The sequence below is a fragment of the Tsukamurella sputi genome (genome assembly GCF_007858445.1).
Classification (GTDB): domain Bacteria; phylum Actinomycetota; class Actinomycetes; order Mycobacteriales; family Mycobacteriaceae; genus Tsukamurella; species Tsukamurella sputi.
The window spans coordinates 17,176-31,183 of sequence record NZ_VIGV01000012.1 but is presented as its reverse complement, the minus strand read 5'-3'; the positions used below and the strand labels follow the sequence as shown (position 1 = coordinate 31,183).

10 protein-coding genes are annotated in these 14,008 nt (G+C 73.8%); 6 read left to right on the top strand and 4 right to left on the bottom strand.

Annotation, left to right across the window (positions count from 1 at the left end):
• Positions 1-40: 40 nt before the first annotated feature.
• The 6 genes from FK268_RS21210 to FK268_RS21185 are packed head-to-tail and all read left to right on the top strand — an operon-like array spanning position 41 to position 10,697.
• Positions 41-472 carry a type II toxin-antitoxin system Rv0910 family toxin gene (locus tag FK268_RS21210; protein ID WP_146437448.1) on the top strand — a complete coding sequence of 144 codons (432 nt, stop codon included), beginning with the start codon at positions 41-43 and terminating at the stop codon, positions 470-472.
• Positions 473-514: 42 nt separating this feature from the next.
• Positions 515-1,321 (top strand): HAD family hydrolase, encoded by an 807-nt coding sequence (locus FK268_RS21205; protein ID WP_146437447.1) that lies wholly within the window; start codon positions 515-517, stop codon positions 1,319-1,321.
• Positions 1,322-1,352: 31 nt separating this feature from the next.
• Entirely contained in the window at positions 1,353-4,670 is a 3,318-nt protein-coding gene (gene recC, locus FK268_RS21200) for an exodeoxyribonuclease V subunit gamma (protein ID WP_146437446.1), read from the top strand.
• Positions 4,670-8,020, top strand: coding sequence for a UvrD-helicase domain-containing protein (locus FK268_RS21195; RefSeq protein ID WP_146437445.1), 3,351 nt, complete (start codon positions 4,670-4,672; stop codon positions 8,018-8,020). Before recC ends, FK268_RS21195 begins: the two co-directional genes overlap by 1 nt.
• Positions 8,017-9,819, top strand: coding sequence for an exodeoxyribonuclease V subunit alpha (gene recD / locus FK268_RS21190; protein WP_146437444.1), 1,803 nt, complete (start codon positions 8,017-8,019; stop codon positions 9,817-9,819). The genes FK268_RS21195 and recD overlap by 4 nt, the downstream gene beginning before the upstream one ends.
• On the top strand, positions 9,816-10,697 hold the full coding sequence (locus FK268_RS21185; protein WP_146437443.1) for a hypothetical protein: 882 nt from the start codon (positions 9,816-9,818) through the stop codon (positions 10,695-10,697). The genes recD and FK268_RS21185 overlap by 4 nt, the downstream gene beginning before the upstream one ends.
• On the opposite strand, the gene FK268_RS21180 is transcribed toward FK268_RS21185, so the two are convergent.
• From FK268_RS21180 to FK268_RS21165, 4 genes are read right to left on the bottom strand one after another with little or no spacing between them, the layout of a single operon-like run.
• Entirely contained in the window at positions 10,694-11,737 is a 1,044-nt protein-coding gene (locus FK268_RS21180; RefSeq protein ID WP_146437442.1) for a zinc-binding dehydrogenase, read from the bottom strand. The genes FK268_RS21185 and FK268_RS21180 overlap by 4 nt on opposite strands.
• Positions 11,738-11,744: 7 nt before the next feature.
• Positions 11,745-12,014 (bottom strand): F0F1 ATP synthase subunit C, encoded by a 270-nt coding sequence (locus FK268_RS21175; protein ID WP_146437441.1) that lies wholly within the window; start codon positions 12,012-12,014, stop codon positions 11,745-11,747.
• Complete coding sequence (locus FK268_RS21170) at positions 12,007-13,251, bottom strand: glycosyltransferase (protein ID WP_146437440.1); 1,245 nt, start codon at positions 13,249-13,251, stop codon at positions 12,007-12,009. The genes FK268_RS21175 and FK268_RS21170 overlap by 8 nt, the downstream gene beginning before the upstream one ends.
• The gene (locus FK268_RS21165) at positions 13,248-13,886 is read right to left on the bottom strand and encodes a TetR/AcrR family transcriptional regulator (RefSeq protein ID WP_146437439.1); all 639 of its coding nucleotides are present in this window, start codon (positions 13,884-13,886) and stop codon (positions 13,248-13,250) included. The genes FK268_RS21170 and FK268_RS21165 overlap by 4 nt, the downstream gene beginning before the upstream one ends.
• Between the last annotated feature and the right edge of the window lie 122 nt (positions 13,887-14,008).

The following is a 14,008-nucleotide window of genomic DNA, read 5'->3' as shown; positions in this document are numbered from 1 at the left end:
GCTAGGTTCGACAGCAGCAACCCCCGTGAAGGAGGACGACGTGGCGAAGGTCGAGAGCAGGGTCGAGGTGGCGCTGCCGCCGGACGAGGCGTGGGCCGAGGCGGCCGACCTGGAGACCCTTCCGCAGTGGGTGACCCTGCACGACGGCTGGCGCGGGCCGTTACCCGAACTCGCGAAGGGCGCGAAGATCGCCTGCGTCGTCAAGGTCAAGAACTTCCGCAATCGGGTGGACTGGACCATCACCGAGTACGACCCGCCGCGCGCCCTGGTGCTCGACGGCAAGGGTGTCGCGGGCACCAAGTACAAGCTCACCGTCACGATCGCGCCTGCGGGCGACGGCTCGACGATCTCGCTGCGGGCCGACCTGGGCGGTGCACCCCTGTTCGGTCCCATCGGCGCGACGGTGGCCCGGGCGCTCAAGGGCGACATCGCCGAGTCACTGGCGACCTTCAAGCGGATGTTCGAGCAGTAGCGGGCGCAGTGCGGTAACAGCGGGAGGCGGAGGGAGAGCGGCGTGGAGCTGACGGATCTGGTCGGTGCGGCGGTCCGCGGTGGCCTGAGCTGGGGCTCCGACGCGCTCGCCCGGTTGCGGCAACGGTCCGGCATCGACGGTCCCCGGCCGTGCGATGCGCTGATCCTCGACGTCGACGACACCCTGGTCGACACCGATTCCGCGCTGCGCACCGCCGCCCGGGCCGCGGCTCTGGAGGTGTGGCCGACGACGAGCGCCGCGGTCCGCGAGGGCTTCGCGGAGCTCTTCCTCACCGATCCCGACGGGGTCTTCGGCCGGTACACGGCGGGAGAGCTGCGGTTCCACGAGATGCGCAAGGCCCGCATCGCCGTTGCCGCCGAGCGCTCCGGGCTGCTGTGGGAGGCGCGACGGTACCGCCGCTTCTGCAGCGGCTTCGACCCGGCTTTCGCCGCGGCGCAACAGCTCTTCCCCGATGCGATGCCCGCCGTCGTGGCGGCGGAGCGCTGGGGGATCACGGTGGTGCTCCTGACGAACTCGTCCTCACCCGCGACCCGGATGAAGCTGCAGGTGCTCGGCGTCGCGGACCGGTTCGAGCACGTCGTGACCACCGACACCCTCGGTATCGGCAAGCCCGATCCGAGCGTCTTCCTGCACGCCTGCGAGCTCGGCGGTGCCGCTCCGGAGGCGGCCGTCGCGGTGGGCGACAACTACGCCAACGACGTGGCCGCCGCCCGCGCGGCGGGACTGCGCGGACTGTGGCTCGACCGGTCCGGCCGGGGCACGGCGGGGGAGCCACCGGCGATCCGCTCACTCGCCGAACTGCCGGCGGCGCTGACCCGGGCGGTGTGACTCGTCAGCGGCCCGTGTTAGAACTGCGGCCATGCTGACCGTGCACCGCTCCGAACGCGGCGACGTCCTCCTGGACGCCCTCGCCGAGGTCCTCGCGGTGCCCGGCGCCGATCCCTTCGTCCCGGAGTCGATCGCCGTCCCCGCGCGCGGGGTGGAGCGCTGGATCATCCAGGGCCTCGCCTCCCGGCTGGGGATCGCCGCGAACATCGACTTCCCCACGCCGGCGTCGCTCGCAGCCGAGGCGGTCGGCGCCGCGTCGGGAATCGCGCCGGACGCGGATCCCTGGCGCGGTGAACGACTCGTCTGGCTGGTGCTCACCGCCGTGGACGCGATGGCCTTCGAGCCGGGCGGCGCGGTACTGGCCCGGCACCTGGGCGTCACCCGGCCGGGAGGCTGGGCCGAGCAGCCCGGCCATCGCCCGCGCCGGCGGTACCCGACGGCCGAGCTGCTCGCGGGCCTGCTGCGCTCCTACGGCGCGAATCGCCCCGGCATGCTGGCCGACTGGGCCGCGGGAAGGGACACCGACGGCCTGGGCGGCGAGCTGCCCGAGGACCTCCGCTGGCAGGCGGAGCTGTTCCGGCGCGTCCGAGACCTGGCGGGCGTGCCGAGCCCCGCGGAGCGCCTCGACGAGGCGTGCGCGCGCCTGCGGGAGGAGCCGGGCATCGTCGGGGTGCCCGGCCGGCTGTCGGTGTACGGTCCCACGCGCCTGCCGACCGATCAGATCGCGGTTCTCGACGCCCTCGCCGCGGGGCGGGAGGTGCACCTGTGGCTCCCGCATCCGAGCCCTGCCCTGTGGACCGCCCGCGCGGTCGGTGCGGTCGCGACCGGCGGGCCGGTGCCGCGGACCGCGGAGGTCCCGGGGCCCAACCCACTGCTCGCCTCACTGGGCCGGGAGGCCCGGGAACTGCAGCAGCGGATCGCGCCGCTCGCGGACGCGGACGAGCACCACGCCGCGCCCCCGCGCCCGAAGACGCTGCTCGGCGCCCTGCAGGCGTCGGTCGCAGCCGACGCGCCGCCGGCGCCGCAGCACACCGCCGACGGTTCGATCGAGTTCCACGCCTGCCACGGCCCGGCCCGCATGATCGAGGTGCTGCGGGAGCGCCTCGTGCGGCTCTTCGAGGACGACCCGACCCTGCAGCCGCGGGACGTCATCGTCTCCTGCCCGGACATCGACACCTACGCCCCGCTGATCCGGTCCGCCTTCGGGCAGGCCGCCGCGGGACCGGAGGGTGGACCCGAGGAGTCCGCATCGGATCAGGTCCACCCGGCGCAGCGGCTGCGCGTGCGGCTCGCGGACCGCGCGCTGCGGTTCACCAATCCGTTGCTCGACGTCCTGGTCACCGCGCTGGAGATTGCCGACGGACGCGCCACCGTGGCACAGGTCCTCGATCTCGCGGCGAGTGAGCCGGTGCGGCGCCGGTACCGGTTCGGCGACGCGGAGATCGAGCGACTGCGCGCCTGGGCCGGTCCGTCGGGCGCCCGCTGGGGTCTCGACGCCGCGGGCCGCGAACGCTACAAGCTCGGGGGATTCCCGCAGAACACCCTTGCCACCGCGCTCGACCGCATCGTGCTCGGGGTGGTGGCCGACGAGTCCGAAGGGGAGTGGCTCGGCCTCGGCCTGCCGCTCGACGACGTCGATTCCACCGACATCGACCTCGTGGGCCGGTTCGCCGAGTTCCTCGGCGTGCTCACCCGCGCGAGCGCCGACAGTCGTGGCCGGCGCTCGGCCCGGGACTGGGCCGAATCGCTGCAGCGCCTGCTCGGCGAGGTGGGAGCGGTACCCGCGGCGGATTCCTGGCAGGTCACGCAGGCGGGCCGGGAGATCACTGCGGCGCTGCGCGACGGCGCCGACCGGGACCTCACGCTCACCGAGGTGCGGGCGATGCTGGGCACCCGCCTGGCGGCGAAGCCCACCCGTGCGAACTTCCGCACCGGCGAGCTCACCGTGTGCACCCTGGTACCGATGCGGTCGGTCCCGCACCGCGTCGTGGTGCTGCTGGGGCTCGACGACGAGGTCTTCCCGCGCTCGACCCGCTATTCCGGCGACGACGTGCTCGGCCGCACCCCGTGCGTCGGGGAGCGGGACCCCCGCGCCGAGGACCGGCAGCTCTTCCTCGACGCCGTGACCAGCGCGACGGACCGGCTGCTGGTCTTCTACACCGGCGCCGATCCGGTGAAGGGCACGCGTCGGCCGCCCGCCGTTCCGGCGTCCGAGTTGCGGGACGCGGCGCAGGCCCTGCTCCTGGACCCCGCGGCCCCGGGGCTGGAGTTCCGGCATCCGTTGCAGCCCTTCGACCCCGTCAACTTCGACCCCGCCGCGTTCGGCACCGGCATTCCGTTCTCCTTCGACCCCGCGGCGTACGCCGGGGCCGAGGCCGCGCTGCGCGAACCCGCCCCGGTGACGCCGTTCCTCACGGCGCCGCTCGCCGCCTCCGCCGTCGAGGACGTCGACCTCGACGCCCTCGTCCGGTTCTGCGAGCACCCCGTCAAGGCCTTCCTGCGGCAACGCCTCGGGTTCACCGTCCCGGACGCCGACGACGAACTCGCCGAGGCCCTGACGATCGCCCCGGACGGCCTGCAGAAGTGGGACATCGGGGAGCGGATGCTGGCATCCGCGCTGGCGGGTGTGCCGCCGGAGAGGTTCGCGGCCGCCGAGGTCCGTCGCGGCACGCTGCCGCCCTTCGCGCTCGGATCCGCGGTCCTGAGCGATATCGGCGCCACCGTGGCCGAGCTCTCCCGGGTCGCCGGTCCGCTGATGACGGGCGCGGCGACCACCGTCGACGTCACCGTCGACCTCGGGGACGGGCGCCGGCTCGTCGGTTCGGTGCCGGCCGTCCGGCCCGACGAGGTGGTGCGCGCGTCCTTCTCCCGGCTCGCCCCGAAACACCGGGTGGCGGCCTGGGTCGCGCTGCTCGCCCTCGCCGGCGCCGGGCACGACGGGGTGTCCGCCGTCGCCGTCGGGCGGGCGAGGTTCCGCGGCGTGCTCACCTCGCGGCTGCGCGTGCCGCCCGATCCCGTCGGAGTGCTGCGGACCCTCGTCGACCTGCGGGACCGCGGGCTGCGCGAACCCCTGCCCCTGTTCCCGTCGGCGTCGGCGGTGTACGTCGAGCGCGGCACGGCGGGCGCTCCGGCCCAGCAGGCGCTCGAGGCGGCGCGATCGGAGTTCGAGGGTGACTACGGCGACGGCAAGGACCGGTCCATCCGGTACGCGCTGGGGGAGAACGCCTTCGACGACGCGCTCGGCCCGCCGCAGGGCGGCGAGGCGGAGTTCTCCCGCGCCGGCACCCGGTTCGGCGCCCTGGCCGCGCGGCTGTGGGTCCCGATCCTCGCCCACGAGGAGATGATCTGATGAGCGCCCGTGAACCCGTCCTGGGCGCCGCGCCCTTCGACCTGGTCGGACCGCTGCCCGCGGGGGCGACCACCACGGTGCTCGAGGCGAGCGCCGGCACCGGCAAGACCTACGCCATCGTCGGGCTGCTCACGCGGTACGTCGCCGAGGGCGTCGCGGAGCTGGGGGAGATGCTGCTCATCACCTTCTCCCGCGCCGCCACCCAGGAACTGCGCGAGCGCGCGCGGGCCCGTTTGCTCTCGGCCGAGCGTGCGCTGCGCGATCCCGCGGGGGCGGCCGCGTCGGAGGACGAGCTCGTGCGGCACCTCGCGTCCGGCTCTGCCGGCGAGGTCGCGGCACGACACCGCCGACTGGTGACCGCGCTCTCCGATTTCGACGCCGCGACCATCACCACGACGCACGGGTTCTGCCAGCGGATGCTCGACGCGCTGGGCCTCGCGGGGGATCTGGAGCCCGGCGCCGTCTTCGTCGAGGACGTCGACGATCTCGTCCAGGAGGTCGCGGAGGACGTCTACCTCGGAATGTTCGCGGGCCGCGAGCGCGCGCCCTTCTCCCTCGCCGACGCCCGGATCTACGCCCGCACCGTGGTCGCGAACCCGCGCGCGGCCATCACGCCCGACGATGCCGAGCCCGGCTCGGAGACGGCGCTCCGGGTCGACTACGCGCGCGCCGTCCGCGGGGAGGTGTTCCGCCGCAAGCGGATGGGACGGCTGCGCGACTTCGACGACCTACAGGGTCTGCTGCACGACGCGCTCACCGATCGCGACCACGGCCACCGCGCCCGCGCGCGCCTGCGGGCCCTGTACTCGGTGGTCCTGGTCGACGAGTTCCAGGACACCGATCCGGTGCAGTGGGCCGTCCTGCACGACGCCTTCCACGGGGCGAGCACGCTGGTGCTCGTCGGCGACCCGAAGCAGGCGATCTACGCCTTCCGCGGCGCGGAGGTCACCAGCTATCTCAGGGCGGTCAGTCTCGAGGAGACGGTCAAGCGGGAGCTGGACGTCAACCGCCGGACCGACGCGCCCCTGGTGAAGGCTCTGCAGCACCTCTACGGCGATGTCGCGCTGGGCGATCCGCAGATCGTGGCCGGCTCCGTGGAGGCCTCCCGCGCGACGTCCCGGCTCCCGGGAGGAGCCCCGCTGCGGTTGCGGCACCTGGGCTCGAACGGACTGGGGCCGAAGACGCAGTCGGGTACTCCGTATGTGCGCAACGTGCGGCCCGCCGTGCTCCGCGACGCCGCCGCCGACATCACCCGCACCCTGGTCGCGGGGGAGGAACTGGAGACGGAGTCCGGTGAACGACGGGAGCTGCGTCCGGGCGACATCGCCGTCCTGGTCCGCAAGAACGCCCACGTCGCGGAGCTGCAGTCGCTGCTGCAGGAGTACGGGGTCCCGGCCGTCGCGGCGGGCGGCGCGAGCGTCTTCACCACGGCTGCGGCCGTCGACTGGCTGCGGGTGCTGCAGGCCCTGGAGAACCCGGGCCGCAGCGACCGCGCCCGGCTCGCGGCGCTCACGCCGCTGTTCGAGTTCACCGCCCGCGACCTGGACGAGCGCGGCGACGAGCTGGTCTCCGCGATCAGCGGACGGCTGCGCACCCTGGCGGGGATCTTCGCCCGGGCGGGCTTCGCCGCGATGTTCGACGCGCTCGCCACCCGCTCGCGGTTCGACGAGCGCCTGCTCGGTCACGTCGGCGGCGAGCGGGTGCTCACCGACCTGCGGCACGTCGCCGAACTCGTCCAGCACGCCACGGTGACGCTCGGCCTCGGGCTGGGCGCCGCCACGCGCTGGCTCGCCGACCGGATCGCGGATCCGGGCCTCGGCGGCACCGCCGATCCCGCGCGAAGGCTGGCCACCGACACCGCCGCGGTCCAGCTCATGACCGTCCACGCCAGCAAGGGCCTCCAGTTCCCGATCGTCTACCTCCCGTTCGGCTGGGACGACGGATCCTTCGGCGGTAAAAAGACTTTCGTCTTCCACGACGACAACGGCGATCGCCTCATCGACGTGGGCGGCGAGTACGCGCCGGGCTACGCCGAGCGGTACGCCGTCTCGCAACGGGAGGCGGCGGGCGAGGAGCTGCGGCTGTTCTACGTCGGCGCCACCCGGGCGCAATCGCGTCTCGTCCTGTGGTGGGCCCCCGGAACCACCACCCGCAGCTCTCCACTGCACCGGCTGGTGTTCTCGGAGGTCGGCGGCGGGCGGATCCCCGCGGACCGGGCGCCCATCCCGCGCGATGCCGATGTGGCCCCGCGACTGCGGGAATGGGCCGCGCCGATCGAGGCATCGGTGTCGATCGAGGCCGTCGACCTTCCCGTCCTCGAGCCCGAGCACTGGCGGCCCTCCGACCGGACTTATCCCGCGCTCGAGCTCGGGCGCGCGAGCCGCCGGATCGACCCCACCTGGCGGCGCACCAGCTACTCGGCGCTCGTCGCCGACGCGGCGCACGGCCCGGCCGAGATCACGCCCGACACCGGGAGTGAGCCGGAGGAACCGATCACCGACGACGAACCGGACGAGGAGCCGATGAGCGCGCCGACGGAGGCGGGTGGCGCACCGTCGTCGCTGATGAACGGCCTGTCGGGCGGCGCGGTCTTCGGCACCCTGGTGCACGAGATCCTCGAGCACGTCGACACCGGCGCGCCGGATCTCGCCGCGGAGGTACTCACGCGCTGCCGGGAGGCCGCGGAGTACGGCGCCACCCCGGACGATCCGGCGGAGGTGGCCGCGGCACTGCTGGCCGTGCTGCGAACACCGCTCGGCACCGGCGATCTCGCCCACCTCACGCTCGCGGAGATCGCGCCCGGGGATCACCTCGCGGAGCTCGATTTCGAACTGCCGCTCGGCTCGGACGGGGGCGCGGCCACGTTGGCGACGATCGCGGATCTCCTCGACCGGCACCTGCCGGCGGACGATCCGCTGGCCACGTACGCGGAGCGGCTGCGGGAGGTCCCCGGCGCCGCGCTGCGCGGCTACCTCACCGGCAGCATCGACTCCGTGCTCCGGGTCGAGACCGCGCAGGGGCCCCGGTTCACCGTGGTCGACTACAAGACGAACCGGCTCGCGCGGGGCGATCTCACCACCGCGGACTACACACCGGAGGCGATGGCGCGGGAGATGATCTCGTCGCACTACGTGCTGCAGGCCCTGCTGTACTCCGTGGCCCTGCACCGGTTCCTGACCTGGCGGGTGCCGGGGTACGCGCCGCAGACGCACCTCGGCGTGATCCAGTACCACTTCGTGCGCGCGATGATCGGGCCGGACGGCCCGCCGGGCGCGGGCGTCTTCGAGTGGCATCCGCCCGCCGACCTCGTGGTCGCGGTGTCGGACGCGCTGGCGGGAGGAGCGTCGTGACATCCCTGCTGGAGATCTTCGCCGAGGCCGGCGTCCTCGGGCCGGCGGACGTGCACGTCGCGGCCACGCTGGGGCGGCTCGGCGGTGAGTCCGACGAGGCGGTCCTACTCGCGGCGGCGCTCGCCACCCGCGCCGTACGGCTCGGGTCCGTGTGCCTCGAACTCACCCGACTGCGGGACGTCGCCGTCGACGGCGACGGCGAGGTCGATGTCGCCGCGCTGCCCTGGCCCGACGACGAGGCCGTCCGCGCCGGGCTGCGCCGCAGCCCGCTCGTCGTCGGCGCCGCGTCCGGGCCGCTGCGGCCGCTGCGGCTCGTCGGCGACGAACTGCTGTACCTCGATCGGTACCACCGGCAGGAGGAGACGGTCCGCTCGATCCTCGACGCCCGCGGGGGCGCTGCACCCGGCGTGGACGCCGCGCGGCTGCGCGAGGGTCTGCGGGCGCGTTTTCCCGAACCCGGGCCCGACCGCCAGCGACTCGCGGCCGCGGCCTCGGTGCTCGGGCAGACGACGGTGCTCGCCGGAGGCCCGGGCACCGGCAAGACCTACACGGTCGCGCGGATCCTGGCGCTGCTCTTCGATCAGCACGGCCCGGACCTGCGGGTGGGGCTGGCCGCGCCCACCGGGCGCGCCGCGGCCCAGCTCGCGGGCGAGGTCCGCGCGCAGGGTGAGACGCTCGGCCTGCCGCGGGAGATCCCGGCGCAGACGATCCACCGCATGCTCGGCTTCAAGCCGGGCAACGCGAGCCGGTTCCGGCACGACGCGAGCAACCACCTGCCCTACGACGTGGTGGTGGTCGACGAGACCTCCATGGTCTCGCTGACCATCATGTGCCGGTTGCTGGAGGCGCTGCGGCCCGAAGCGCGGTTGATCCTGGTCGGCGACCCCGACCAGCTGGCCTCGGTCGACGCGGGAGCGGTGCTCGGCGATCTCGTCGCCCGCGGCGTGACGACCGCGCCGTCGCCCGAGCTTCAGGCGCTGCTGGCGGACGAGGCCGCACGCACGGGGGAACAGGAGACGCCGCTGGACGGCGCCGAGCTCTCGGACGCCGCGCGCGGTGTGGTGCGGCTGCGGCGGGGGCGCCGGTTCGCGGGCGCGCTCGGCGATCTGGCTGACGCGGTGCGCCGCGGTGACGCGGACCGCGTCGTCGAACTGGCGCGCGCGGGCGGCGACGGCGCGATCGAGTGGTGCGAGGCCGACGATCTCGACGGCCTGCGTGCCGACGTCGAGCGCACGAGCGCCGTGACCGTGGCTGCGGCGCAGCGCGGCCTCGCCGCGGAGGCCGCCGCCGGCGTCCAGCTGCACCGCGTCCTGTGCGCGCACTCGGAGGGGCCGTCGGGTGTGACCCGGTGGGCGCAGCTCGCCGAGGAATGGGCGGGGATCCGCGGTGGTGCCGGCTGGTACGCCGGTCAGCCCCTGCTGGTGACGGCCAACGACTACGACACGAAGGTCTACAACGGCGACGTGGGCGTTGTCATCGCGCACGAGGGCGATCCGGCGGATCTGCGGGCCGCGTTCGCCCGCGGTGGCGACGTCGCGCTGCTGTACCCGAACCAACTGGTCGCGGTGCGCACCGTCTACGCCATGACGATCCACCGCAGCCAGGGTAGCCAGTACGAGGCGGTATCGGTGGTGATCCCGCCCGCCGATTCGAGGCTGCTCACCCGTGAGCTGCTCTACACCGCCATCACCCGCGCCCGGCGGCGCGTTCGGCTGGTCGGCGGCGAGGAGGCGCTGCGCGCGGGAGTCGAGCGCCAGGTGTTGCGAGCGAGCGGCCTCCGGGGTGACGCTGGGGTATGAGCGCGAGCAGGCGGGTCCTGATCCAGGGTGCCGGTGCGGTGGCCGCGGGGGCGGGAGCCCTGCTCTCGGGCACCGGGGCCGACGTGCGGGCCGCATCCCGCCGCGACGGTGCCCTCCTCACCGCAGTCAGCCCTTCGGGCGCTGTGCGGACCGTGCCGGTGGTGCCGTACGCGGACGTCGAGCCGGGCACCGTCGACCTACTGATCCTGACCTCCGCGCCGGGAGAGCTGGACGATGTCACGGTCACTGCGCTGGCCTCGGCGCGGCCGACGGTCGTCGGCGTCACGAGCCCCGTCATCGGCGATGCGGCGATCGCCCAGCGGATCTTCCCCGAGGCCGATGTCGTCACGCTCGCACCGGGGCTGCTGTCCTTCGCGACCTCCCGGGGAATCGAGACCCGCGCCGAGTACTGGGTGCCGCCGTTGATGCCCGCACTGTCGGCGGTCGCGGTGGAGGGGGCTCCGCGGGACCTGCCCCAGCGCCTCGCCGCCGAGTACCCGACGGTGATCGGGCGGGCGCCCGCGAAGGCCGCCGCAGCCGTGGGAGTGCTCATGGTGCCCTACGCGGCGGAGCTGGCGATCGTCGGCGGTGACTGGCCCACGTTCCTGCGTCGGCTGCGCCGCCCGGGCAGGGCGATGGCGGAGGCGATGCGCGCCGACGTCGGGCTGCCGGCGTTCGCGCCTCCCCCGGTCGTGGTCCGTGCGGTGCTGCGGCGGTTCTGCCGGACGGCGCCCTTCGACTTCCCCAAGTTCGCGGGCAACCACTTCGTCCGGCACGCGGAGCAGAGCCTGCGCATCCTCGACGCGTGGCGCGCCATGACGCCGCGCGCCACGCCCGCGCTGGATTCGCTGCGCGCGGATCTCGCCGGGGTGCTCTAGGGCTGTACGAGCAGGCGGATCGGGTTGCCCTCGTGGCGTTCGAGCCGCTCGATACCGGCGGCGATGTCCTCCAGCGGCACGATGCCGCTGATCGAGCGGGACAGGTCCAGGCGTCCCAGCGAGACCAGTGTCGCGAGGGTTTCGATGTCGACGTTCTTGTAGCCGAGGTGGCCGAGTACCTGCTTCTTGGTGAGCCCGAGCATCGTCGTGGACCCGACGGTCGGTTCCTGATCGCTCATCCCGACGGAGACCAGGCGCCCGCCGACGGTGAGGTGGCTCAGCGCCTGCTCGAAGGTCGCCTTGAGGCCGACGGCGTCGAAGGCCACGTCGAGTCCGCGGCCGCCGGTCACTTCCACGATCTTCGCCCCGAGGTCCTCGTCGCGGGAGTCGAAGGCGTGGTCCGCGCCGAGGTCCAGGGCGCGCTCGAGCACCTCGGGGTTGATGTCGATCGCGATGATCGGCGCCGCGCCGACGAGGCGCGCCAGCTGCACGACGTGGGTGCCGACGCCGCCGAGGCCCCAGACCCCGACGGACTCGCCGACGCCGACCTTCCCGGTCCGCACCACCGCGCCGTAGGGCGTGGACACCGCGTCCGCGAGGATCGCGGCCTGCTCCAGCGGGACGTTGTCCGGGACGCGCGTGAGCCCGGCCGCCTGGGCGACGGTGTACTCGGCCCAGGCGCCGTCGTAGGCGAAGGCCATGATCTTGACCTGCGTGCAGTCGGCGAAGTTGCCGCGCCGGCAGTTCGGACACGTGGTGCACGGCCGGCCCGCGGCGACGATCACCCGGTCGCCCTCGGACCACCCCGTCACGCCGGGGCCCAGCTTCGCGATGGTCCCCGAGGCCTCGTGGCCCTGGGTGACCTCCGGAAGCATCGCCGGGAACGTCCCGTTGATGAGGCTCAGGTCCGAGTGACAGATGCCGCAGAAGGCGACCTTCACCAGCACCTCGCCGGGGCCGGGCTCGGGGATCGGCACGTCCTCGACGGTGATGGTCTTCGTGTCGGCGTGGAATCGCTGCGCGCGCATCGTCGGTGTCATGAGTCCATCATCCGGCGTAGACGGGCGTCGCGAAGACGAACAGCGCCATGAAGGCCAGGTTGATGAAGTAGGCCGCCTCCACCAGGCTGACGGTGATGAAGAACGGCTGGAGCAGCCGGGACGCGGCCTCGGGCTGCCGCGCGATGCCCTCCACCAGCTTGGCTCCGGCGGTGCCGTTGCCGATGCCGGCGCCGATCGCGCCGCCGGCCATGATGAGCCCGCCGCCCGCGAGCGCTCCGGCGGTGATGATCGCGTTGACGAGGTTCTGATCAGCCATGACTCGACTCCTGACTCGGGTGGAACAGGTCGGTGATCGCCGCGGCGGCGCGGGCCGCGCCGTCCTCGGCGCGGAGGGTCGCGCCCAGGCGTTCGGCCACCTGTCGGTGCTGCCCGACGGTGCGCAGTGCCTCCGTCAGCGGGGCGGTGGTCAGTGCGTGGCGGGGGAGCGGCGCGGTACCCGCTCCGAGGCGGTGCAGCCGCTGGGCCCAGAAGGGCTGGTCCATGATCCCGGGAACCGGGACCGACGGGACGCCGGAGTGGAGAGCCGCCGCGGTCGTCCCGGCCCCGCAGTGGTGGACCACGGCGGCGCACCGGGGGAACAGGAGGGAGTGCGGCACGTCGTCGACGACGAGCACGTGCTCACCGACCGGCTCGAGCCCGGCCCATCCGCGCTGGACGACGGCGCGTACCCCGGCGGCCGCGGTGGCCTCGGCGAGGATCCGCGAGATCCTCGCGCCGTTCGCCGTCGCGGTACTGCCGAGGGTGACGGCGACGGGCGGCGGACCGTCGGCGAGGAAGGTCTCCAGTTCGGGTCCGAGAGTGCCCACCGGCTCGGGGCGGAGGTAACCGGTCACGCGCAGGTGCGCGGGCCAGTCGGCCGGGCGGGGCAGGACGTGCTCGCTGAACGGGTAGAGGACCGGCCAGGCGCGGGTGCGCTCCGCACGGGAGGCCTTCGCCGGCAGTCCGAGGTCGCGGCGCAACTCGGCGATCACGGGCGCATAGACGCGATCGGCGAAGCCGCCGGCCCACCAGACGAATCTGTTGCCGAGCCGTCCGTAGGAGCGCACGCCGAGGGCGGGCGGGCTGAACTCGCCGGTGGGGGACGCGGGCTGGAACATCACGCCCGCGCTGGGCACGCCGAGCGCGGCGGCGACCTGCCGGCCGAGGAGCGCGCCGACGGGGCCTTCCAGCAGCAGCAGGTCGCTACCCTCCGCAGCCCGCGCCATCGCCTGTCCGACGCCGCGCAGTCCTTCGCGCATCTCGTGGAGGGACTCCTTCGATGGGCGCATCGCGGCTCCGTCGACGAGTGCCTGCGAGGCCGGCGAGGCGAGCGTCTCGGCGCGGGTGTCCTTCGGTAGGGGCGCGTACTCGACGCCGGCGGCGGTGACCTCCGTGCGGTACGGCTCCTGAGCGGCGAGGACGACGTCGGCACCGTCGGACCGCAGTCGTCGGGCGAGGCCGGTGAGCGGCACCACGTCGCCGCGCGTGCCGAAGGCCAGGATCGCGGCCCTCATGCGAGGACTCCTCGGGTGAAGATGTCGACCAGGGTCTCGCCGTAGGCGATCGGGTCGTACGTCACGCCGATCGCGGACAGTCGGGCGAGGTCGGTCGCGGCGCCGTCGAGGGCGCCGCGGAGCGCGGAGCCGGCGCGGATCGGGTCGAGATCGGCCCGGAACTCTCCGCTGGAGACGCCGAGGGCGAAGATCGCCGCGGGGTCCAGGAGCGCGAGATCGCCCTGCGGTGGGTTCGTCGCGGTGTCCTCGGTGACGGCCTCGTCGAAGCGGCGGCCGTCAGCGGAGCGATAGGTGGTGGCGATCTCGCGCAGGGCGATCGTCTCGGCGCGGTGCTCGGCGAGGAACGTCGCATTGCTGCGGATGTAGGCCGCGAGCTTGTCGGTGGCCGTGTCGGCCGCCGCGATCGCCGGGACGATGTGACCGGCCGCCGTGGCGAAGACCGCGACGGTGACGGCGGCGACGAGTTCGTCCTTGGTCCGGAAGTGGTAGAGGGCGACGGACTTCGCGATGCCGACGTGGTCGGCGATCTTCGCGACCGACGCCGCCGGGTAGCCGTGCTCGGCGATCACGGCGATGGCCGCGTCGACGAGCTGGGCCCGGCGCTGCTCGGAGGTGAACGTATCTCTAGACCGCATGGTCTAAATATAGACCGTGCGGTCTAGAGATGTCGAGCGTGCATGGTTCGCGCGTACTTTCACGCTGTGAAAGGGGCCACAGGATTGGGCGCGGCGGGGTGCGGGCTGCGATTCTTCTGTGA